The organism is Pseudomonas violetae, from assembly GCF_023072615.1.
GTDB classification, from domain to species: domain Bacteria; phylum Pseudomonadota; class Gammaproteobacteria; order Pseudomonadales; family Pseudomonadaceae; genus Aquipseudomonas; species Aquipseudomonas violetae.
On sequence record NZ_JAKNRW010000006.1, the window covers coordinates 238,141 to 257,453 of the forward strand.

The window sequence follows — 19,313 nt, forward strand, 5'->3', positions numbered from 1 at the left end:
AATCGTGTAACAGGCGTGGGAGCCAATGAATTCGGGAGTTCGGCACAGGTCGTTACACGAGTAACACCTGTAACACGGATTTTGGAGGGGATATGGATATACGCGCTCATACCACCTCATCGAACTGTCCGTGGAGGACATTTCCAGCAGCCAACTGATCAAGGTAATCGGCGTACCACTGCATCATCTTCACTCTGTGATCAAGATATTGAGCCTTGTTGTAGATCCCAGAGATCCCCTCTTCTTTATGAGCGAGCTGCGCTTCGACGTGCTCTTTTGGCCAACCGTGTTCTCTGAGCAAAGTGCTGGCGGTATGGCGAGTTCCGTGGCCGACCAAGCGACCTTTGTAACCAACCGTCGCAAAGACTTTGTTGATAGTGTTTTCACTGATTGTCGGGTTCTTAGCTCCGACGCCGGGGAACAACCACCGACTGCGCCCTGTTAGACACTGGAGTTCCTTTAGAGCGGATAGCGCCTGCTTAGGGAGTGGGCACACGAAATCTCTCCGCATCTTCATCTTGGCGGCAGGTGTCGTCCAGGTGGCTTTATCAAGGTCGAACTCTTTCCATTCAGCTAAGCGGACCATTCCCGGTCTCGATGCCGTCCATATGCAGAGCCACGCCGCAGTTCGGGCCGTTAGTCTGCTGGGGGTGTGTTTCAGCGCGGTCAGAAAGTCGCCAAGGTCAGGTTCCAGCAAATGAGGATGCTGTTGAGTTTTGGGTGCTTGGGCGGCTATATCGCGAAGTCGGCTTCCCGGGTCGTTTTCGGTCAAGCCTAATCCGATGGCTCGACCGAAGATCTGATTTATCCAGGTGCGACACTTTTCAGCCACGTTGTGTGCGTCCCGGGCTTCGATGGATGCTTGGAGTTCCGCACAGTCGGTACGGGTGATTTCGTCTAGAGGCTTATCTCCCAGTGCCGGGAGTATGTCTTTGTCGAGGTAGGTGCGGATTTTGTTGAGAGTGGAGGGCGCGAGACCCTTTTCCTCTTTTGCCTTCAGCCAGGCATCAGCGGCAGCTCGAAAGGTTCGGATTTTGGCCGCATCGATAGCAGCTTTCGAGGATCGCTTTTGTTCAAGGGGATCGGCACCGCTACTCACTACTTTGCGTAGATCGGCAGCTTTGTCCCGTGCCAAAGCACCACTTACTTCCGGGTAGCCCCCGAGCCCCATCCAAGCCCAATTGCCCGCCGGACGTTTGTAGCGGAGCTGCCAGGATTTACCACCATCCGGTTTGACCCTGAAGTAGAGGCCGTTTCCGTCGAGCTCCCGGTATTCCTTTGATTCCGGCTCCAACCCCGCAAGTGTCGTGTCAGCGAGAGGGCGGCGCTTGATATCTGCGCGCTTCATCCTTGTATCCCAAAGTTCGGTATTTTTCTCAGGATACAAGCAGGGATACAGGGATACAACGTATAGGGAGAGACAGGGGTAGATAGACAGGCACAAAAAAACCAGCCAAGTGGCCGGTTTCTCTGGGTCTGAAAGTCTGGTAGAGACTTTCAGATACTGCTATATGGTGCCCCGAGGGAGACTCGAACTCCCACTTCTTGCGAAAACGGATTTTGAATCCGCCGCGTCTACCAATTCCGCCATCAGGGCTCAATGGCGGCGAAGTATAGAGATGAGATTGCCGTTGGTCAATCACGTTTCATGGAGAATTTTTGATATTTCCGCTAGACTTCCCGGCCCTGCTAGACGAACCCCATCATGCGCGTTGCTGACTTTACTTTCGAGCTCCCTGATTCGCTGATTGCTCGCCATCCATTGGCTGAGCGTCGCAACAGTCGCCTGTTGACCCTTGATGGGGTCAGCGGCGCCCTGGCACACCGTCAATTCACTGATTTGCTTGAGCATTTACGCCCAGGCGATTTGATGGTGTTCAACAATACCCGGGTGATTCCGGCGCGGCTGTTTGGCCAGAAAGCCTCCGGCGGCAAGCTGGAAATTCTGGTTGAGCGGGTGCTCGACAGTCATCGCGTGCTGGCCCATGTGCGGTCCAGCAAGTCGCCCAAGCCTGGGTCCAAGATCCTCATCGACGGCGGTGGTGAGGCTGAGATGCTGGCCCGTCACGATGCGTTGTTCGAGCTGGGGTTTAGCGAGGAGGTATTGCCGCTGCTGGACCGTGTCGGGCACATGCCGTTGCCTCCTTATATAGACCGCCCGGATGAAGGCTCGGATCGCGAGCGTTATCAGACGGTGTACGCCGAGCGCCTGGGCGCGGTGGCGGCGCCAACGGCGGGGCTGCATTTTGATCAGCCGCTGCTGGAGGCGATTGCCGCCAAGGGCGTCGAGACGGCGTTCGTGACCCTGCACGTGGGTGCGGGCACGTTCCAGCCGGTGCGCGTCGAGAAGATTGAAGATCACCACATGCACACTGAATGGCTGGAAGTCGGCCAGGACGTGGTGGATGCGGTGGCGGCCTGTCGCGCTCGCGGTGGGCGGGTAGTGGCGGTGGGGACCACCAGCGTGCGTTCCCTGGAAAGTGCCGCGCGTGATGGCGTGCTCAAGCCGTTCAGTGGCGATACTGACATCTTTATCTACCCGGGGCGGCCGTTTCATGTGGTCGATGCCCTGGTCACCAACTTCCATTTGCCCGAATCCACGCTGCTGATGCTGGTTTCGGCGTTCGCCGGTTATCCCGAAGCCATGGCTGCTTATAAAGCCGCCGTGGAGCATGAATACCGCTTTTTCAGCTACGGTGATGCGATGTTTATCACCCGTAACCCCGCACCACGTGGCCCTGAGGACAAAGAATGAGTCGCCAAAGTCGTATGTCGTTTGAGTTGCTTGCCACAGACGGCAAGGCTCGTCGCGGTCGCCTGACCTTCCCGCGCGGTACCGTCGAGACCCCCGCGTTCATGCCGGTGGGCACGTATGGCACGGTTAAGGGCATGCTGCCGCGTGATATTACCGCCACCGGCGCGGAAATCATTCTGGGTAACACCTTTCACCTGTGGCTGCGCCCTGGCACCGAAGTGATCAAGAAGCACGGCGACCTGCACGATTTCATGCAGTGGAAAGGCCCGATCCTCACCGACTCCGGTGGTTTCCAGGTGTTCAGCCTGGGCGCCATGCGCAAGATCAAGGAGGAGGGCGTGACCTTCGCCTCCCCGGTGGATGGCGCCAAGGTGTTCATGGGGCCGGAAGAGTCGATGCAGGTCCAGCGTGACCTGGGCTCGGACATCGTGATGATTTTCGACGAATGCACGCCGTACCCGGCTGACGAGGACGTCGCACGTATTTCCATGGAGCTGTCGTTGCGCTGGGCCCAGCGCTCGAAAAATGCCCATGGCGACAATACGGCGGCGCTGTTCGGTATCGTTCAGGGCGGCATGCACCAGGACTTGCGCATGCGCTCCCTGGAAGGCCTCGACAAGATCGGCTTCGACGGGCTGGCCATCGGCGGCCTGTCGGTGGGCGAGCCCAAGCACGAGATGATCAAGGTGCTGGATTATCTGCCGGGCCAGATGCCGGCTGACAAACCTCGTTACCTTATGGGCGTTGGCAAACCGGAAGATCTGGTTGAGGGTGTGCGCCGCGGTGTGGACATGTTCGATTGCGTGATGCCAACCCGTAATGCCCGCAATGGGCATCTGTTCATTGATACAGGCGTGCTGAAGATCCGCAATGCGTTCCATCGCCATGATGATTCGCCGCTGGATCCGACCTGCGATTGCTATACCTGCCAGAACTTCTCCCGTGCTTACCTGCATCATCTGGACAAGTGTGGCGAAATGCTGGGTAGCATGTTGAATACCATCCACAATTTGCGCCATTACCAGGTGCTTATGGCTGGTTTGCGCGAGGCTATTCAACAGGGTACATTGGCCGCCTTTGTCGATGCCTTCTACGCCAAACGCGGGCTTCCCGTTCCGCCTTTGGACTGAGTTTTCTGACCCCAAGATTCAACATTTGCAACTGGAGTGCTAAATGAGCTTTTTTATCTCTAACGCCATGGCTGACGCTGCTGCACCTGCTGCAGGCCCAATGGGCGGCGGCTTTGAGTGGATTTTCCTGGTCGGTTTCCTGGTTATCTTTTACCTGATGATCTGGCGTCCACAGGCCAAGCGCGCCAAAGAGCAGAAGAACCTGCTGAGCAGCCTGCAGAAGGGCGACGAAGTTGTGACCACTGGCGGCATCGCCGGCAAGATCACCAAAGTAGCTGACGATTTCGTGGTTCTGGAAGTTTCCGACACTGTCGAAATGAAGTTCCAGAAAGGCGCCATCGCCGCCACGCTGCCAAAAGGCACGCTGAAAGCGATCTAAGTTTCAACTTCTACTCAATCGACGGGGCGCGCAAGGCGCCCCGCGTCATAAGCGGGCGGCGTGATGCTGAACAAATACCCTCTGTGGAAATACTTTCTGATCCTGGCGGTGCTGGCGGTCGGTCTGATTTATTCCGCTCCCAATTTATATCCTGATGACCCGGCCATTCAGGTCAGCGGTGCAAGCACTGCGCTGCAGGTCAATCAGGCTGATCTGGATCGTGTGAGCGCTGCGCTCAAGGAATCCGGGATCAACGTCAAGGCGACTTCGCTGGCGTCGGGTGGCAAGGGCGGTTTGATTCGCCTGGCCAAGACTGAAGACCAGTTGCCGGCCAAGGATGTCGTGCGCAAGGCGTTGGGTGATGACTACGTCGTTGCACTGAACCTGGCGCAAACCACCCCACAATGGCTGCGCAGCCTGGGTGCGCACCCGATGAAGCTGGGTCTGGACTTGTCCGGTGGTGTGCACTTCCTGCTGGAAGTGGACATGGATAAAGCTCTGGATGCCCGCCTGAAGGTCTACGAAGGCGATGTGAAAAGCCTCTTGCGCAAAGAGAAACTGCGCTATCGCAGCCTGCCGCAACTCAATGGTGCCATTCAGCTGGGTTTCAGTGATGAAGCTTCCCGCGAACAGGCCCGTACCCTGATCCGCAAGAATTTCAACGATTTCGACATTGTTCCGGCCGACCTCAATGGTCAGGCGGTGCTGCGTCTGGCGATGACCCCAGCCAAGCTGGCGGAAATCCGCGAATACTCCATCAAGCAGAACTTGACCACGGTACGTAACCGCGTCAACGAGCTGGGTGTTGCCGAGCCGATCGTGCAGCGCCAGGGCGCCAACCGCATCGTGGTTGAGCTGCCAGGCGTGCAGGACACGGCTGAAGCCAAGCGTATTCTGGGCAAGACGGCCAACCTCGAGTTCCGTCTGGCGGCAGAGCCTGGCGCTTCGAAGGCGACCTCCGAGGCTTTCGAGTTCCGTGAAGGCAATCGTCCGTCGGCACAGATCGAGCGAGGTCTGATCATCACCGGTGACCAGGTAACTGACGCCAAGGCTGGCTTCGACGAGCACGGTAGGCCAGAAGTGAACATTCGCCTGGATGGCCACGGTGGCGAGCTGATGAGTCGTGCGACTCGCAGCAACGTCGGTCGCAGCATGGCGGTGATCTTCATCGAGCAGCGTCCGGTTACCACTTACACCAAGCAAGTGGTCAACGGCGTCGAGAAAGACGTGGCGGTGCAGACGTTCAAGGAAGAGAAGAAGATCATCAGCCTGGCGACCATTCAGTCGCCGCTGGGTGCTCAGTTCCGTATCACCGGCCTGAACGGCCAGGGCGAGTCCTCCGAGCTGGCGTTGCTGTTGCGTGCCGGTGGCCTGGCTGCCCCGATGTACTTCGCTGAAGAGCGCACCATTGGCCCGAGCCTGGGTGCGGACAACATCACCAAGGGTATCGATGCGTCGCTGTGGGGCATGCTGTTCGTCTCGCTGTTCATCATCGCCATCTATCGCTTCTTCGGTATCATCGCCACTGTCGCCCTGGCGGTGAACATGGTGCTGCTACTGGCCCTGATGTCGATGCTGGGTGCAACGCTGACCCTGCCGGGTATCGCCGGTATCGTTCTGACCATGGGTATGGCGGTTGACGCCAACGTCCTGATCTTCTCGCGGATTCGTGAAGAGATTGCGGCGGGCATGACTGTCCAGCGGGCAATCAACGAAGGCTTCGGCCGGGCATTCACTGCGATTCTCGACGCCAACCTGACCACATTGCTGGTCGGCGGGATTCTCTTCGCCATGGGTACCGGCCCGGTCAAGGGCTTTGCAGTGACCATGTCCCTCGGGATCTTTACCTCGATGTTCACGGCCATCATGGTGACCCGCGCGATGGTCAACCTGATCTTCGGCGGTCGTGACTTCAAGAAGTTGTGGATTTAAGGGGCTGCCATGTTACGTACAATCAACTTCATGGGCGTTCGCAACGTTGCGTTCGGCGTTACATTGTTCCTCACGTTGCTGGCCTTGTTCAGTGTCGTGACCAAGGGCATGAACTGGGGGCTGGACTTCACCGGCGGTACGCTCATCGAGCTGACCTACGAGCATCCGGCTGATGTCACCAAGGTGCGCGAGCAACTGGTTGTTTCGGGTTATAACGAGGCAATCGTGCAGAGCTTCGGTGCGACCACTGATTTGCTGGTGCGGATGCCGGGTGAAGACCCGCAGCTGGGCCACCAGGTCGCGGAAGCGCTGCTGAAGGTCGGTGGCGACAATCCGGCATCGGTCAAGCGAGTCGAGTTCGTCGGCCCGCAGGTCGGTGAAGAGCTGCGCGACCAAGGCGGCCTCGGCATGCTAATGGCGCTCGGCGGCATCCTGATCTACCTGGCTTTCCGCTTTCAGTGGAAGTTTGCGATTGGTGCCATCGTGTCGCTGATCCACGACGTGATCGTGACCATCGGTATCCTGTCGTTCTTCCAGGTCACCTTCGACCTGACGGTACTGGCGGCGGTACTGGCGATCATCGGCTACTCGCTCAACGACACCATTGTGGTATTCGACCGGGTTCGTGAGAACTTCCGGGTGCTGCGCAAGGCGACCCTGATCGAGAACATCAATATCTCGACCACCCAGACCCTGTTGCGGACCATGGCTACTTCGATCTCGACGTTGCTGGCAATTGCGGCGCTGTTGTTCTTCGGTGGTGATAACCTGTTCGGCTTCTCCATTGCCCTGTTTATCGGTGTTCTGGCAGGTACCTACTCGTCGATTTACATCGCCAACGTGGTGCTGATCTGGCTGAACCTGAGCACTGAGGATCTGATTCCTCCAGTGGTCACCGACAAGGAGGTCGACGACCGCCCATAACGGCTATCGTCCTCCAGCTGTCGGCCAAAAAGGCGCGAGTATTGAACTCGCGCCTTTTTTTGTGCTCTTAGGCAGGGAGAAGCGCGGGCATTGTCCCGCATGTGATGGTCAGGAGGTTCATGTGAACAAGTCGTTGCTGGTTGGTGCGGTATTGGGTGCTGTCGGTGTGACTGCCGGGGGTGCTGTTGCCACCTACAGCCTGGTTAAAAGCGGCCCTGAGTATGCGCAAGTTCTAGCCGTTGACCCGGTCAAGAAACAGATCAAGACGCCACGTGAAGTGTGCAAGGACGTCGCCGTGACCCGCCAGGCGCCGGTGAAGGATCAACACCAGATCCTCGGGACCGCCATTGGCGCAGTCGCTGGCGGTTTGCTGGGTAATCAGGTCGGTGGCGGTACGGGCAAGAAGATTGCCACCGTTGCAGGCGCAGTTGGCGGCGGTTATGCCGGTAACAAGGTGCAGGAAGGTATGCAGAACCGCGATACCTACACCACGACCCAGACTCGCTGTAATACGGTGAATGACATCAGCGACAAGGTCGTGGGTTATGACGTCCGTTATTCGCTGGATGGCAAGGAAGGCAAGGTGCGGATGGATCGCGATCCGGGGAATCAAATTCCGGTGGATAAGGAAGGTAAGTTGATTCTTTCGCAGAATGAGCCGGCTCAGTAAGTAGCACAACTTCAGATTCAAAAAAAAGCACCCCGCGGGGTGCTTTTTTGTCGCTGGAAGCTTAGCGCTTCAGCGAAGCTGGCAGGTGCGGCTGGATGGCCGTCAGCACTGCCTTGAAGCACTTGGTGTTGCCGGCAACGATGTGGCCTTTTTCAAGGAAGTCGTGACCGCCGGTGAAGTCGCTCACCAGGCCGCCAGCTTCCTGGATTAGCAGGGCGCCTGCAGCCATGTCCCACTCGGACAGGCCCGACTCCCAGAATGCGTCGAAACGACCGGCAGCGACATAGGCCAGGTCCAGGCTTGCCGAGCCGGCGCGGCGGATGCCGGCGGTCTGGCCAACCAGGGCGCGGAACATGCCCAAGTAGTTGTCGAGGTTGTCCATCTGGTCGTCACGGAACGGGAAGCCCGTGCCCAGCAGGGCGCCGTCCAGGCTGGTGCGACCGCTGACGCGCAGGCGACGACCGTTCAGTTGGGCGCCGCGACCACGGCTGGCAGTGAATTCTTCCTGGCGAACCGGGTCCAGAACCACTGCGTGTTCCAGGCGACCACGGTATTTGCAGGCAATGCTTACTGCAAAGTGCGGAATGCCGCGCAGGAAATTGGTGGTGCCGTCCAGTGGGTCGATGATCCACAGGTATTCTTCGCCTTCGATACCGGTGCCGGCGTGCATGCCGGTCTCTTCACCCATGATCGAGTGATTCGGGTAGGCCTTGCGCAGCGCGTCGATGATTTTCTGCTCGGCGGCGCGATCCACCTCGGATACATAATCCTTGGCGTCTTTTTCGTCGACCTTGATGGTATCCAGGCGCTCGATGGAGCGGAAGATCAATTCACTGGCGCTGCGGGCGGCGCGCAGCGCGATATTCAGCATGGGCTGCATGGATGTGTCACCTAAGGTTGTTAAAGAAAGCCGAGCATTCTATCAGAAAGTTTCTTCAGGTGAAGGATGACGTTCGCTTTCGTAGCTTAACGGTAGTAGGCGCTGTAAGATTCGGCTCCCCATTATTGTGTTCGAGAGCGCCTCCCTTGCTGCAAAACATTCGTGTCGTCCTGGTCAATACCAGCCATCCCGGGAACATCGGCGGGGCTGCGCGTGCCATGAAGAACATGGGCCTGTCGCGGCTGGTGCTGGTCGAACCGCGGTTGTTCCCGCACCACGAGGCCGATGCCCGGGCTTCCGGCGCCGGGGATATCCTGGAGAACGCCCAAGTCGTCGCCACCCTGGAAGACGCCCTGGTGGGCTGTAATCTGGTACTCGGCACCAGCGCCCGTGACCGGCGTATCCCTTGGCCGCTGCTCGATCCGCGCGAATGCGGGGCGAAAGTGGTCGAGGAGGCCGGGCAGGGCGCCGAGGTCGCCCTGGTGTTCGGTCGTGAAGATTCCGGTCTGACCAACGAAGAGCTGCAGCGATGTCATTATCACGTGCACATCCCATCAGACCCCGAATTCAGTTCGCTGAACCTTGGGGCAGCGGTGCAGGTATTGAGTTACGAAGTGCGCATGTCTTGGCTCGCGGCCCACGGTCAGCCGAGCAAGGTCGAGAAGGATGAGGTGGCTTCCACCAAAAGTGGCGAGCTTGCGACCATGGATGAGCTGGAGCGATTCTATGAGCATCTGGAGCAGACCCTGGTGGCCATCGAATTCCTTGATCCGGAAAAACCGCGGCACTTGATGGCGCGCCTGCGTCGCTTGTACGGACGAAGCTCGGTAAGCCGGGCGGAAATGAATATATTGCGTGGCATCCTCACGGAAACCCAGAAAGCGGCCCGTGGTGAGCTACTAAAGCGGAAGGATTAAAAATGTTCGAGCGTTTGCGTGAAGATATCCAGAGTGTATTCCATCGTGATCCGGCAGCGCGCAACGCCTTTGAAGTCCTGACCTGCTATCCGGGCATGCATGCCATCTGGCTCCATCGCCTGTCGGCGGCCCTGTGGCGTGCCGAACTGAAATGGCTGGCGCGGCTGGTGTCGAACTTCGGTCGCTGGTTGACCGGCATCGAGATTCATCCGGGTGCCAAGGTTGGGCGTCGGTTCTTCATCGACCATGGCATGGGCATCGTCATCGGTGAAACCGCCGAGATCGGCAACGACGTCACGCTATACCAGGGAGTGACCCTGGGTGGCACCAGCTGGAACAAGGGCAAGCGTCACCCGACCCTGGAGGATGGCGTGGTAGTCGGCGCCGGCGCCAAGGTGTTGGGGCCGTTCACAGTGGGGGCCGGAGCCAAGGTGGGTTCAAATGCTGTGGTGACCAAGGCCGTGCCTCCGGGCGCGACTGTGGTGGGGATTCCTGGGCGAATCATCGTCAAGCCCGATGAAGAGCAGGATGCCAAGCGCAAGGCCATGGCTGAGAAGATAGGGTTCGATGCTTATGGGGTTGGCGAGGATATGCCCGACCCGGTGGCTCGCGCGATCAACCAGTTGCTTGATCATCTGCAAGCGGTTGATGGGCGTCTGGAGGGAATGTGCGGGGCGCTGAAGGATCTGGGCAGTAATTACTGTGCCAAGGATCTGCCTGAACTGCGCGAAGAGGATTTCGCGTGTGTGAAGGACAAGGATCAGAGTCAGGCCGGCTAAGCCGCGCTGACCCCGTCGCGGGGAAGTCTCCCACAAGGTTTCGGGTGAGGCGCAGGTTGTGCGAGCGCAAAGGATTCCTGTGGGAGTGGGCTTGCCCGCGATGAACGATGACTCGGTAATAGTGGCTGTACGCAGCCAGCCTTTGCTATGATGCTGCCGCTCTTTTGCGGGTAAACCTGAGTAAATTGCTAGGTCTTATAGTTGACTTAAATACTCGGGAATTGCATACTCGCCCCATTCCGAACTCCGTGGTAATTGTCCATGCGACTGACTACAAAAGGCCGATACGCCGTCACCGCCATGCTAGACCTGGCGTTGCACGCGCAGCACGGGCCGGTGTCCCTGGCCGATATCTCCGAGCGCCAAGGCATCTCCCTGTCCTACCTTGAACAGCTTTTTGCCAAATTGCGTCGTAGCAATCTGGTCTCCAGCGTCCGTGGTCCGGGTGGCGGCTACCAGTTGTCCCGCGACATGCAGGGCATCCAGGTCGCCCAGGTGATTGATGCGGTAAACGAATCGGTCGATGCCACCAAATGCCAGGGCCAGGGCGATTGCCATTCCGGCGACACCTGTCTGACCCACCACTTGTGGTGCGATCTGAGCCTGCAGATTCACGATTTTCTGAGCGGTATCAGCTTGGCTGATCTTGTGACTCGCCGTGAGGTACAAGACATAGCCCAGCGTCAGGACCAGCGCCGTTGCAATGGCAAGGCGCCACGCCTGGACAAGATTGAAGCGTCCGCCGTCGAATGACAGCCAAAGAGCTAGCGGCACGCCAGCCAGCCTGATTTAGGAGATAGTCCATGAAATTGCCGATTTACCTTGATTACTCTGCGACCACCCCTGTTGATCCGCGTGTCGCGCAAAAGATGAGTGAATGCCTGCTGGTCGACGGAAACTTCGGTAACCCGGCTTCCCGTTCCCACGTGTTCGGCTGGAAAGCTGAAGAGTCCGTCGAAAACGCTCGTCGTCAGGTTGCAGACCTGGTCAACGCCGACCCGCGCGAAATCGTCTGGACCTCCGGCGCCACCGAGTCCAACAACCTCGCAATCAAGGGCGCGGCGCATTTCTACGCGACCAAAGGCAAGCACCTGATCACCTCCAAGATCGAGCACAAGGCTGTCCTCGACACCATGCGCCAGCTGGAGCGTGAAGGTTTCGAAGTGACCTACATCGAGCCAACGGTAGAAGGCCTGGTGACTCCGGCGATGGTCGAAGCGGCCCTGCGTGACGACACGATCCTGGTTTCGCTGATGCACGTGAACAACGAAATTGGCACCGTCAACGACATCGCTGCGATCGGCGAACTGACCCGTTCCAAGGGCATCCTGTTCCACGTCGACGCCGCTCAGTCCACCGGCAAGGTCGAGATCGACCTGCAGAAGTTGAAAGTCGACATGATGTCGTTTTCGGCGCACAAGACCTATGGCCCTAAAGGCATCGGCGCGCTGTACGTCAGCCGCAAGCCGCGTGTGCGCATCGAAGCGACCATGCACGGCGGCGGTCACGAGCGGGGCATGCGTTCCGGCACCCTGGCGACCCACCAGATCGTTGGCATGGGTGAAGCGTTTCGTGTGGCCAAGGAAGACATGGCTGCCGAAAACGTCCGAATCAAAGCGTTGAGCGACCGCTTCTTCAAGCAGGTCGAAGGCCTGGAAGAGCTGTACATCAACGGCAGCATGACTGCCCGCGTACCGCACAACCTGAACCTGAGCTTCAACTACGTCGAAGGCGAGTCGCTGATCATGGCGCTCAAGGATCTGGCGGTTTCGTCCGGTTCTGCCTGCACCTCGGCGTCCCTTGAGCCTTCGTACGTACTGCGCGCCCTTGGCCGCAACGACGAACTGGCGCACAGCTCGATCCGCTTCACCTTCGGTCGTTTTACCACCGAGGAAGAAATCGATTACGCCGCGCAGAAAGTCTGCGAGGCCGTCACCAAGCTGCGCACTTTGTCGCCGCTGTGGGATATGTACAAAGATGGTGTCGACATTTCGAAAATCGAGTGGGCGGCACACTGATTTCAAGTCGCCGCAAACCGGCCCTGTAAAACGCAGTTTTCAGGGCTCAAGAGCGACTCTCTGATGAGTGAGGATTAAGAATCATGGCTTACAGCGAAAAGGTCATCGACCACTACGAGAACCCGCGCAACGTCGGCAAGATGGATGCGGAAGATCCGGATGTTGGCACTGGCATGGTCGGCGCTCCGGCGTGCGGCGACGTGATGCGCCTGCAGATCAAGGTTAACGAGCAAGGCATCATCGAAGACGCCAAATTCAAGACCTACGGCTGCGGTTCCGCGATCGCTTCCAGCTCTCTGGCGACCGAATGGATGAAAGGCAAGACTCTGGATGAAGCAGAGACCATCAAGAACACTCAGCTGGCCGAAGAACTGGCCCTGCCGCCAGTGAAAATTCACTGCTCCGTGCTCGCTGAAGACGCTATCAAAGCGGCCGTTCGCGACTATAAGCAGAAGAAAGGCTTGATCTAAGCATTGGGCGACGAGTAAGGAGTCAACGATGGCTATCAGCATGACAGAAGCGGCTGCTCGACACGTGCGACGCTCCCTTGATGGGCGCAGCAAAGGTGAGGGGATTCGTCTGGGTGTTCGCACCACGGGCTGTTCCGGCCTTGCCTACGTGCTGGAGTTTGTCGACGAGGTGGTTGCAGAGGACCAGGTGTTCGAGAGTCACGGCGAGAAAGTGATCATCGACCCGAAGAGCCTGTCCTACCTGGACGGCACCGAGCTCGATTTCGTCAAGGAAGGGTTGAACGAAGGCTTCAAGTTCAATAACCCCAACGTGCGCGGTGAATGTGGCTGCGGCGAAAGCTTCAATATCTGAGGCTGATTGTGGGTACTCCTTGTCATTTCGCTTTATTTGAGCTGCAGCCGAGTTTCAACCTGGACCTCGACCAGCTGGCTACGCGCTACCGTGAGTTGGCGCGCGGCGTTCATCCTGACCGCTTTGCAGACGCTTCCGAGCGCGAGCAGCGGCTGGCGCTGGAGCAGTCCGCGAGCCTCAACGAGGCCTACCAGACGCTCAAGAATCCCCCAAAGCGCGCGCGATATTTGCTCGCCATGGGTGGTCGCGAGTTGCCGCTGGAGGTCACGGTGCATGATCCGGACTTTCTCCTGCAGCAGATGGAGCTGCGTGAAGAGCTCGAAGACCTGCAGGACAGTGCCGACCTGGCCGGTGTTGCGGTGTTCAAACGCCGCCTGAAGGCCGCCCAGGATGAACTGAACCAAAGCTTCGCAGCCTGTTGGGATGATGCAGCGCAACGTGAGCAGGCCGAACGCCTGATGCGTCGCATGCAGTTTCTCGACAAGCTCACCTACGAAGTGCGCCAGTTAGAAGAGCGCCTCGACGATTAACCCAGTGCCGCTCCGGTCGCACGCCTGATATACAGATAAGTCCTGATAACGATGGCCCTACTGCAGATCGCCGAACCCGGCCAAAGTCCTCAACCGCACCAGCGTCGTCTGGCTGTGGGGATTGACTTGGGCACTACCAATTCGCTGGTCGCTGCATTGCGCAGTGGTCTTTCCGAGCCCCTGGCCGATGCTGACGGGCAGGTCATCCTGCCGTCCGCCGTGCGCTATCACGCCGATCGCGTCGAAGTGGGCGAGTCGGCCAAGCTGGCTGCCGCCACCGATCCCCTGAACACCGTGCTGTCGGTCAAGCGCTTGATGGGCCGTGGTCTGTCCGACGTCAAGCAGCTGGGCGACCAGCTGCCTTACCGCTTTGTCGGCGGCGAGTCGCACATGCCGTTCATCGAGACGATCCAAGGTCCGAAAAGCCCGGTCGAAGTCTCTGCCGATATCCTCAAGGTGCTGCGTGAGCGCGCTGAGGCGGCCTTGGGTGGCGAGTTGGTGGGGGCGGTGATTACCGTTCCGGCCTATTTCGACGATGCCCAGCGCCAAGCCACCAAGGATGCGGCCAAGCTGGCCGGCCTGAACGTGCTGCGCCTGCTCAATGAGCCGACTGCGGCTGCAGTTGCCTACGGTCTTGATCAGCATGCCGAAGGTCTGGTGGCCATTTATGACCTTGGCGGCGGCACCTTCGATATTTCGATTTTGCGCCTCACTGGCGGTGTGTTTGAAGTATTGGCCACCGGTGGCGACAGCGCCTTGGGCGGCGATGACTTCGATCACGCGATTGCCGGCTGGATCATCGAGAGCGCCGGCTTGTCCGCCGACCTCGACCCGGGTGCCCAGCGCAGCCTGTTGCAGGCTGCCTGCGCGGCCAAGGAAGCGCTGACCAACGCCGCATCGGTTGAAGTGGCCTACGGCGACTGGAAAGCCGAGCTGACTCGTGAAGCTTTTAATGCGCTGATCGAGCCGATGGTCGCTCGCAGCCTGAAAGCCTGCCGCCGTGCTGTGCGTGATTCGGGAATCGAACTTGAAGAAGTGCACGCAGTGGTCATGGTCGGCGGTTCGACTCGTGTGCCGCGTGTCCGCGAAGCGGTGGCCGAAGCGTTTGGTCGTCAGCCCCTGACTGAAATCGATCCGGATCAAGTGGTGGCCATCGGTGCCGCGATCCAGGCCGATACCCTGGCAGGCAACAAGCGAGATGGCGGCGAGTTGCTTCTGTTGGATGTGATTCCATTGTCCCTGGGTCTGGAAACCATGGGCGGCCTGATGGAGAAGGTGATTCCGCGTAACACCACCATCCCTGTCGCCCGCGCGCAGGACTTCACTACTTACAAAGATGGTCAGTCGGCCATGGCGATCCATGTGCTGCAAGGTGAGCGCGAGCTGATCAGCGACTGCCGCTCCCTGGCGCGCTTCGAGCTGCGCGGTATTCCGGCAATGGTGGCGGGTGCGGCGAAGATTCGCGTGACCTTCCAGGTCGATGCCGACGGTCTGCTCAGCGTTTCCGCCCGGGAATTGGGTTCGGGCGTGGAAGCCAGCATTCAGGTCAAGCCGTCCTATGGTTTGACCGACGGCGAAATCGCCAAGATGCTCAAAGATTCGTTCCAGCATGCCAATGATGACAAGGTCGCCCGCGTACTGCGCGAGCAGCAGGTCGATGCCCAGCGCCTGATCGAGGCGGTGCAGGCAGCCCTTGAAGTCGATGGCGAGCGCCTGCTCGACGCCGAAGAGCGGATGGTCATCGACATGCAGGTTCAGGAACTGGCCGAACTGATGAAAGGTACCGATGGTTACGCCATCGAGCAGCAGACCAAGCGTCTGTCGCAAGTAACCGATGCTTTTGCTGCCCGCCGCATGGATCTGACGGTGAAAGCCGCTCTGTCGGGGCGCAATCTGAATGAAATCGAGGATATCTGATGCCGCAGGTCATTTTTCTGCCCCACGACAAATTTTGCCCGGAAGGCATGGTGGTCGAGGCTGAGCCGGGTACTTCCATCCTGGATCTGGCGCACGAACACCATATCGAGATGGAAAACGCCTGCGGCGGCGTCTGTGCCTGCACCACTTGTCACTGCATCATCCGCGAGGGTTTTGACTCGATGGAAGAGGCTGACGAGCTGGAAGAAGACTTCCTCGATCGCGCCTGGGGTCTGGAAGCGCAATCTCGCCTGGCTTGCCAGGCTATCGTTGGTGAAGAAGACATCACGGTCGAGATTCCGAAGTACTCGCTCAACCACGCAGCCGAAGCGCCGCACTGATTGGTATTACTGTCATGAGTTATGGTTGGAATGATGTTCAGCGCATTGCAGAAGAATTGGCCGAATCCAAGCCGGATGTGAATCCACTTGCTGTCAACTTCGTGGACTTGCAGCGATGGATCATGGAACTTCCCGATTTCGACAACACCTCTGGCCGTTGTGGCGAGAAGGTGTTGGAAGCGGTTCAGGCGCTTTGGATCGAAGAAGCCGACTGATCGTCCTCGCAGGTTAGGCAATACCCGAGAACCCGCGTATAATTCGCGGGTTTAATTTTTCACAAATTACCGTTTCTGGAGTTACACCATGGCTGTTCAACGTACTTTCTCCATCATCAAGCCTGACGCAGTTGCAAAAAACGTCATCGGCGAGATCACCACTCGTTTTGAAAAAGCAGGCCTGCGCGTTGTAGCTTCGAAACTGAAGCAACTGTCCAAAGCCGAAGCTGAAGGCTTCTACGCTGAGCACAGCGCTCGTGGTTTCTTCGGCGACCTGGTTGCTTTCATGATCTCCGGCCCGGTTGTTGTCCAGGTTCTGGAAGGCGAAAACGCTATCGCTCTGAACCGTGAGCTGATGGGCGCTACCAACCCTAAAGAAGCTGCTGCCGGCACCATCCGTGCTGACTTCGCTGATTCGATCGACGCCAACGCTGTACACGGTTCGGACTCCGAAGCCGCTGCTGCTCGCGAAATCTCGTACTTCTTCGCAGCTACTGAAGTAACCACTCGCTAAGCATTGGCTTAAGAGTGAAGGTGAATCCATGACTACATCGACTGTAAAAACCAACCTGTTGGGTCTGACTCAACAGGAAATGGAAAAATTCTTCGACTCGATCGGGGAGAAGCGTTTCCGTGCCGGTCAGGTAATGAAATGGATTCACCACCTTGGCGTCGATGATTTCGACGCCATGACGAACGTCAGCAAGGCCTTGCGTGACAAACTCAAGGTTATCGCCGAAGTTCGCGGTCCTGAAGTCGTCAGCGAGGACATCTCCACCGACGGTACCCGTAAATGGGTAGTGCGCGTGGCGTCCGGCAGCTGCGTCGAGACCGTCTACATTCCCCAGGGCAAGCGCGGCACTCTGTGCGTTTCGTCCCAGGCAGGCTGTGCCCTGGATTGCAGTTTCTGCTCCACCGGCAAGCAAGGTTTCAACAGCAACCTCACCGCCGCCGAAGTCATCGGCCAAGTGTGGATTGCCAATAAATCGTTCGGCAGTATCCCGGCAACCGCCGACCGTGCCATCACCAACGTGGTGATGATGGGCATGGGTGAGCCGCTGCTGAACTTTGACAACGTCGTGGCTGCCATGCATCTGATGATGGATGACCTGGGCTATGGGATCTCCAAGCGCCGCGTGACCCTGTCCACTTCGGGCGTGGTGCCAATGATCGATGAGCTGTCCAAGCACATCGACGTGTCCCTGGCGTTGTCCCTGCACGCACCCAATGACGCATTGCGTAATCAATTGGTGCCAATCAACAAGAAGTATCCGCTTAAGATGCTCCTGGAGTCGTGCCAGCGCTACATGTCGTCCCTGGGCGAAAAGCGCGTGCTGACCATCGAATACACCTTGCTCAAGGACATCAACGACAAGGTCGAGCACGCGGTCGAGATGATCGAACTGCTCAAGAACATTCCGTGCAAGATCAACCTGATTCCGTTCAACCCGTTCCCGCATTCCGGCTACGAACGCCCGAGCAACAACGCGATTCGCCGTTTTCAGGATCAGTTACACCATGCCGGTTTTAATGTCACTGTACGCACCACCCGTGGTGAAGACATCGATGCCGCGTGTGGCCAATTGGTAGGACAGGTGCTGGATCGCACCCGTCGCAGCGAACGTTATATCGCCGTGCGCGAGTTGAGCGCCGAAAACGATACCGCACCGAACGCCGCGAAATAATTAAGAGAGGATCTCTATGTCCCTGCGCTTTGCGCTGCTTTTGCTTATGGCCAGCCTTTGTGCTGGTTGTGTCCTGTCGGGTGACTACAACCCGATGAAGACCAGCAAGGGCCGCGACGAAGCGCGAGCTGCGTATGTGCAGCTGGGCCTGGGGTATTTGCAGCAGGGCATGACAGAGCGCGCCAAGGTCCCGCTGAAGAAGGCCCTGGATCTGAACAGTTCCGACCCTGACGCCAATGCGGCGCTGGGCCTGGTGTTCCAGGCTGAGATGGAGCCGGAACTGGCCGACGAGCATTTTCGCAAGGCGCTGTCTTCGCGCCCGAATGATGCGCGAATCCTGAACAATTACGGCAGTTTTCTTTACGAAGAAAAGCGTTACAAAGAAGCTTACGAACGCTTCGAACAGGCCGCTTCCGACTCCCTGTATCCTGAGCGCTCGCGAGTGTTCGAGAGCCTGGGCATGACCGCTGCGAAGCTGGGGGAACGTGACCTGGCGCTGCAGCAACTGGAAAAAGCCCTGCGCTTGAATCGTCGACAGCCACGCGCTTTGCTGGAAATGGCTGAGTTGTCCTACGAAGACAGGCATTATGTGCCCGCGCGTGGCTATTACGATCGTTTTAGCCTGCTCACCGAGCAAAATGCACGTAGTCTATTGCTCGGCATTCGGCTGGCAAAAGTGTTTGAAGATCGCGACAAGGCTGCCAGTTATGGCCTGCAACTAAAACGACTCTATCCCGGTACGCCGGAATATCAGCAATACCTGTCGGAGCAATGATGAAAGCGGCGCATCCCGAAGTTGTAGCAGCGAATCGCGTTAACCCCGGTGAAACCTTGCGCCAGGCCCGTGAAACCAATGGCTGGTCGCTGGCCGAAGTGGCGCTCAAGCTCAACCTCACCGTCAATGCCCTGACCAATCTTGAGGCCGGCGCATTCGACAAGCTGCCGGGGCACACCTTTGCGCGTGGTTATATCCGTGCGTACGCCAAGTTGCTCGGCATGGATCAAACCGTGCTCGTTCAACAATTCGACCAATCTACCGGCACCGACTCCCAGGGCAGCAATGTGCACAGCCTGGGACGTATCGAAGAGCCGGTGCGGGTTTCCCATACCATTTTGCGAATCGTCAGCCTGTTGCTGCTGGTTGCCGTGATCGGTGGCGGTTTCGTCTGGTGGCAGGATCAAACCTCCCAGCGCGCCAAGGACCTGGCCATTTTGAGCCCGGAGCACGTCGAAGTCGAAGGCGCCGATGGCACCACGCAGATACATCCGCTGGACGAGCCGGAAGACCAGGCGGTCGTGGAAGGACAGGCTGAGGGCGCAACCGCCCTGGCGCTGCCGCAGGCCAACACGGCGGCGGAAGCTGAAGTGAATGCGCCTGCTGCGACACCGACCACGCCGTCCGCGCCTGTGCAAACCACT

Annotated in this window: 22 protein-coding genes and 1 tRNA gene; 20 read left to right on the top strand and 3 right to left on the bottom strand. The window is 58.4% G+C overall.

Annotation, left to right across the window (positions count from 1 at the left end):
* Positions 1 to 106: 106 nt before the first annotated feature.
* Both L9059_RS11345 and L9059_RS11350 read right to left on the bottom strand, forming a co-directional pair.
* Complete coding sequence (locus L9059_RS11345; RefSeq protein WP_247290894.1) at positions 107 to 1,348, bottom strand: tyrosine-type recombinase/integrase; 1,242 nt, start codon at positions 1,346 to 1,348, stop codon at positions 107 to 109.
* A 164-nt stretch (positions 1,349 to 1,512) separates the two neighbouring features.
* Positions 1,513 to 1,597 (bottom strand) — tRNA-Leu (locus L9059_RS11350).
* A 108-nt stretch (positions 1,598 to 1,705) separates the two neighbouring features.
* Here L9059_RS11350 and queA point away from each other — a divergent pair.
* The 6 genes from queA (at position 1,706) to L9059_RS11380 (ending at position 7,790) form a co-directional block, all read left to right on the top strand.
* Positions 1,706 to 2,755, top strand: coding sequence for a tRNA preQ1(34) S-adenosylmethionine ribosyltransferase-isomerase QueA (gene queA, locus L9059_RS11355; protein ID WP_122837616.1), 1,050 nt, complete (start codon positions 1,706 to 1,708; stop codon positions 2,753 to 2,755).
* A gap of 14 nt (positions 2,756 to 2,769) precedes the next feature.
* Positions 2,770 to 3,885, top strand: a complete 1,116-nt coding sequence (gene tgt / locus L9059_RS11360) for a tRNA guanosine(34) transglycosylase Tgt (RefSeq protein WP_163019375.1) — start codon at positions 2,770 to 2,772, stop codon at positions 3,883 to 3,885.
* 43 nt (positions 3,886 to 3,928) lie between these two features.
* Complete coding sequence (gene yajC, locus L9059_RS11365; RefSeq protein WP_007982729.1) at positions 3,929 to 4,264, top strand: preprotein translocase subunit YajC; 336 nt, start codon at positions 3,929 to 3,931, stop codon at positions 4,262 to 4,264.
* Positions 4,265 to 4,327: 63 nt separating this feature from the next.
* A complete protein-coding gene (secD, locus tag L9059_RS11370) occupies positions 4,328 to 6,196 on the top strand; it encodes a protein translocase subunit SecD (protein WP_247290896.1) in 1,869 nt (622 codons plus the stop codon).
* Between the two features lie 9 nt (positions 6,197 to 6,205).
* A complete protein-coding gene (secF, locus tag L9059_RS11375) occupies positions 6,206 to 7,120 on the top strand; it encodes a protein translocase subunit SecF (protein ID WP_247290898.1) in 915 nt (304 codons plus the stop codon).
* 121 nt (positions 7,121 to 7,241) lie between these two features.
* Positions 7,242 to 7,790: a glycine zipper 2TM domain-containing protein gene (locus L9059_RS11380; protein ID WP_247290900.1), complete on the top strand. Its 549-nt coding sequence runs from the start codon at positions 7,242 to 7,244 to the stop codon at positions 7,788 to 7,790.
* A 61-nt stretch (positions 7,791 to 7,851) separates the two neighbouring features.
* Here L9059_RS11380 and suhB read toward each other — a convergent pair whose 3' ends face one another.
* Complete coding sequence (gene suhB, locus L9059_RS11385; RefSeq protein ID WP_008014726.1) at positions 7,852 to 8,670, bottom strand: type III secretion system regulator SuhB; 819 nt, start codon at positions 8,668 to 8,670, stop codon at positions 7,852 to 7,854.
* Positions 8,671 to 8,816: 146 nt separating this feature from the next.
* On the opposite strand from suhB, the gene trmJ reads away from it, so the two are divergent.
* The 14 genes from trmJ to L9059_RS11455 all read left to right on the top strand — a co-directional run.
* A complete protein-coding gene (gene trmJ / locus L9059_RS11390; RefSeq protein ID WP_247290903.1) occupies positions 8,817 to 9,587 on the top strand; it encodes a tRNA (cytosine(32)/uridine(32)-2'-O)-methyltransferase TrmJ in 771 nt (256 codons plus the stop codon).
* 2 nt (positions 9,588 to 9,589) lie between these two features.
* Positions 9,590 to 10,366, top strand: a complete 777-nt coding sequence (gene cysE / locus L9059_RS11395) for a serine O-acetyltransferase (protein WP_247290904.1) — start codon at positions 9,590 to 9,592, stop codon at positions 10,364 to 10,366.
* A 261-nt stretch (positions 10,367 to 10,627) separates the two neighbouring features.
* Positions 10,628 to 11,119, top strand: coding sequence for a Fe-S cluster assembly transcriptional regulator IscR (iscR, locus tag L9059_RS11400; protein WP_247290907.1), 492 nt, complete (start codon positions 10,628 to 10,630; stop codon positions 11,117 to 11,119).
* A gap of 50 nt (positions 11,120 to 11,169) precedes the next feature.
* Positions 11,170 to 12,384 carry an IscS subfamily cysteine desulfurase gene (locus L9059_RS11405; protein WP_247290909.1) on the top strand — a complete coding sequence of 405 codons (1,215 nt, stop codon included), beginning with the start codon at positions 11,170 to 11,172 and terminating at the stop codon, positions 12,382 to 12,384.
* A gap of 83 nt (positions 12,385 to 12,467) precedes the next feature.
* Positions 12,468 to 12,854: a Fe-S cluster assembly scaffold IscU gene (gene iscU, locus L9059_RS11410; RefSeq protein ID WP_003443374.1), complete on the top strand. Its 387-nt coding sequence runs from the start codon at positions 12,468 to 12,470 to the stop codon at positions 12,852 to 12,854.
* Between the two features lie 28 nt (positions 12,855 to 12,882).
* Complete coding sequence (gene iscA, locus L9059_RS11415) at positions 12,883 to 13,206, top strand: iron-sulfur cluster assembly protein IscA (RefSeq protein WP_247290911.1); 324 nt, start codon at positions 12,883 to 12,885, stop codon at positions 13,204 to 13,206.
* Between the two features lie 8 nt (positions 13,207 to 13,214).
* Positions 13,215 to 13,736, top strand: a complete 522-nt coding sequence (hscB, locus tag L9059_RS11420; RefSeq protein WP_247290913.1) for a co-chaperone HscB — start codon at positions 13,215 to 13,217, stop codon at positions 13,734 to 13,736.
* 51 nt (positions 13,737 to 13,787) lie between these two features.
* Complete coding sequence (gene hscA, locus L9059_RS11425; protein WP_247290915.1) at positions 13,788 to 15,653, top strand: Fe-S protein assembly chaperone HscA; 1,866 nt, start codon at positions 13,788 to 13,790, stop codon at positions 15,651 to 15,653.
* Positions 15,653 to 15,994 carry an ISC system 2Fe-2S type ferredoxin gene (gene fdx, locus L9059_RS11430; RefSeq protein WP_045057720.1) on the top strand — a complete coding sequence of 114 codons (342 nt, stop codon included), beginning with the start codon at positions 15,653 to 15,655 and terminating at the stop codon, positions 15,992 to 15,994. Before hscA ends, fdx begins: the two co-directional genes overlap by 1 nt.
* Positions 15,995 to 16,008: 14 nt before the next feature.
* Positions 16,009 to 16,209, top strand: coding sequence for a Fe-S cluster assembly protein IscX (gene iscX / locus L9059_RS11435; protein WP_247290917.1), 201 nt, complete (start codon positions 16,009 to 16,011; stop codon positions 16,207 to 16,209).
* Between the two features lie 88 nt (positions 16,210 to 16,297).
* Complete coding sequence (gene ndk / locus L9059_RS11440; RefSeq protein ID WP_007916882.1) at positions 16,298 to 16,723, top strand: nucleoside-diphosphate kinase; 426 nt, start codon at positions 16,298 to 16,300, stop codon at positions 16,721 to 16,723.
* 28 nt (positions 16,724 to 16,751) lie between these two features.
* Positions 16,752 to 17,894, top strand: coding sequence for a dual-specificity RNA methyltransferase RlmN (gene rlmN / locus L9059_RS11445; RefSeq protein ID WP_247290920.1), 1,143 nt, complete (start codon positions 16,752 to 16,754; stop codon positions 17,892 to 17,894).
* Positions 17,895 to 17,910: 16 nt separating this feature from the next.
* Positions 17,911 to 18,669, top strand: a complete 759-nt coding sequence (gene pilW / locus L9059_RS11450) for a type IV pilus biogenesis/stability protein PilW (protein WP_247290922.1) — start codon at positions 17,911 to 17,913, stop codon at positions 18,667 to 18,669.
* A partial coding sequence (locus tag L9059_RS11455) for a helix-turn-helix domain-containing protein (RefSeq protein WP_247290924.1) occupies positions 18,669 to 19,313 on the top strand: 645 nt, incomplete at its 3' end. The genes pilW and L9059_RS11455, both read left to right, overlap by 1 nt.

What these genes read in the sequence shown, in the direction of transcription:
- L9059_RS11345 (WP_247290894.1), bottom strand. Translation starts at nt 1,348, where the DNA reads ATGAAGCGCGCAGATATCAAGCGCCGCCCTCTCGCTGACACGACACTT.
- queA (WP_122837616.1), top strand. Translation starts at nt 1,706, where the DNA reads ATGCGCGTTGCTGACTTTACTTTCGAGCTCCCTGATTCGCTGATTGCT.
- tgt (WP_163019375.1), top strand. Translation starts at nt 2,770, where the DNA reads ATGTCGTTTGAGTTGCTTGCCACAGACGGCAAGGCTCGTCGCGGTCGC.
- yajC (WP_007982729.1), top strand. Translation starts at nt 3,929, where the DNA reads ATGAGCTTTTTTATCTCTAACGCCATGGCTGACGCTGCTGCACCTGCT.
- secD (WP_247290896.1), top strand. Translation starts at nt 4,328, where the DNA reads ATGCTGAACAAATACCCTCTGTGGAAATACTTTCTGATCCTGGCGGTG.
- secF (WP_247290898.1), top strand. Translation starts at nt 6,206, where the DNA reads ATGTTACGTACAATCAACTTCATGGGCGTTCGCAACGTTGCGTTCGGC.
- suhB (WP_008014726.1), bottom strand. Translation starts at nt 8,670, where the DNA reads ATGCAGCCCATGCTGAATATCGCGCTGCGCGCCGCCCGCAGCGCCAGT.
- cysE (WP_247290904.1), top strand. Translation starts at nt 9,590, where the DNA reads ATGTTCGAGCGTTTGCGTGAAGATATCCAGAGTGTATTCCATCGTGAT.
- iscR (WP_247290907.1), top strand. Translation starts at nt 10,628, where the DNA reads ATGCGACTGACTACAAAAGGCCGATACGCCGTCACCGCCATGCTAGAC.
- L9059_RS11405 (WP_247290909.1), top strand. Translation starts at nt 11,170, where the DNA reads ATGAAATTGCCGATTTACCTTGATTACTCTGCGACCACCCCTGTTGAT.
- iscU (WP_003443374.1), top strand. Translation starts at nt 12,468, where the DNA reads ATGGCTTACAGCGAAAAGGTCATCGACCACTACGAGAACCCGCGCAAC.
- iscA (WP_247290911.1), top strand. Translation starts at nt 12,883, where the DNA reads ATGGCTATCAGCATGACAGAAGCGGCTGCTCGACACGTGCGACGCTCC.
- hscA (WP_247290915.1), top strand. Translation starts at nt 13,788, where the DNA reads ATGGCCCTACTGCAGATCGCCGAACCCGGCCAAAGTCCTCAACCGCAC.
- fdx (WP_045057720.1), top strand. Translation starts at nt 15,653, where the DNA reads ATGCCGCAGGTCATTTTTCTGCCCCACGACAAATTTTGCCCGGAAGGC.
- iscX (WP_247290917.1), top strand. Translation starts at nt 16,009, where the DNA reads ATGAGTTATGGTTGGAATGATGTTCAGCGCATTGCAGAAGAATTGGCC.
- ndk (WP_007916882.1), top strand. Translation starts at nt 16,298, where the DNA reads ATGGCTGTTCAACGTACTTTCTCCATCATCAAGCCTGACGCAGTTGCA.
- rlmN (WP_247290920.1), top strand. Translation starts at nt 16,752, where the DNA reads ATGACTACATCGACTGTAAAAACCAACCTGTTGGGTCTGACTCAACAG.
- pilW (WP_247290922.1), top strand. Translation starts at nt 17,911, where the DNA reads ATGTCCCTGCGCTTTGCGCTGCTTTTGCTTATGGCCAGCCTTTGTGCT.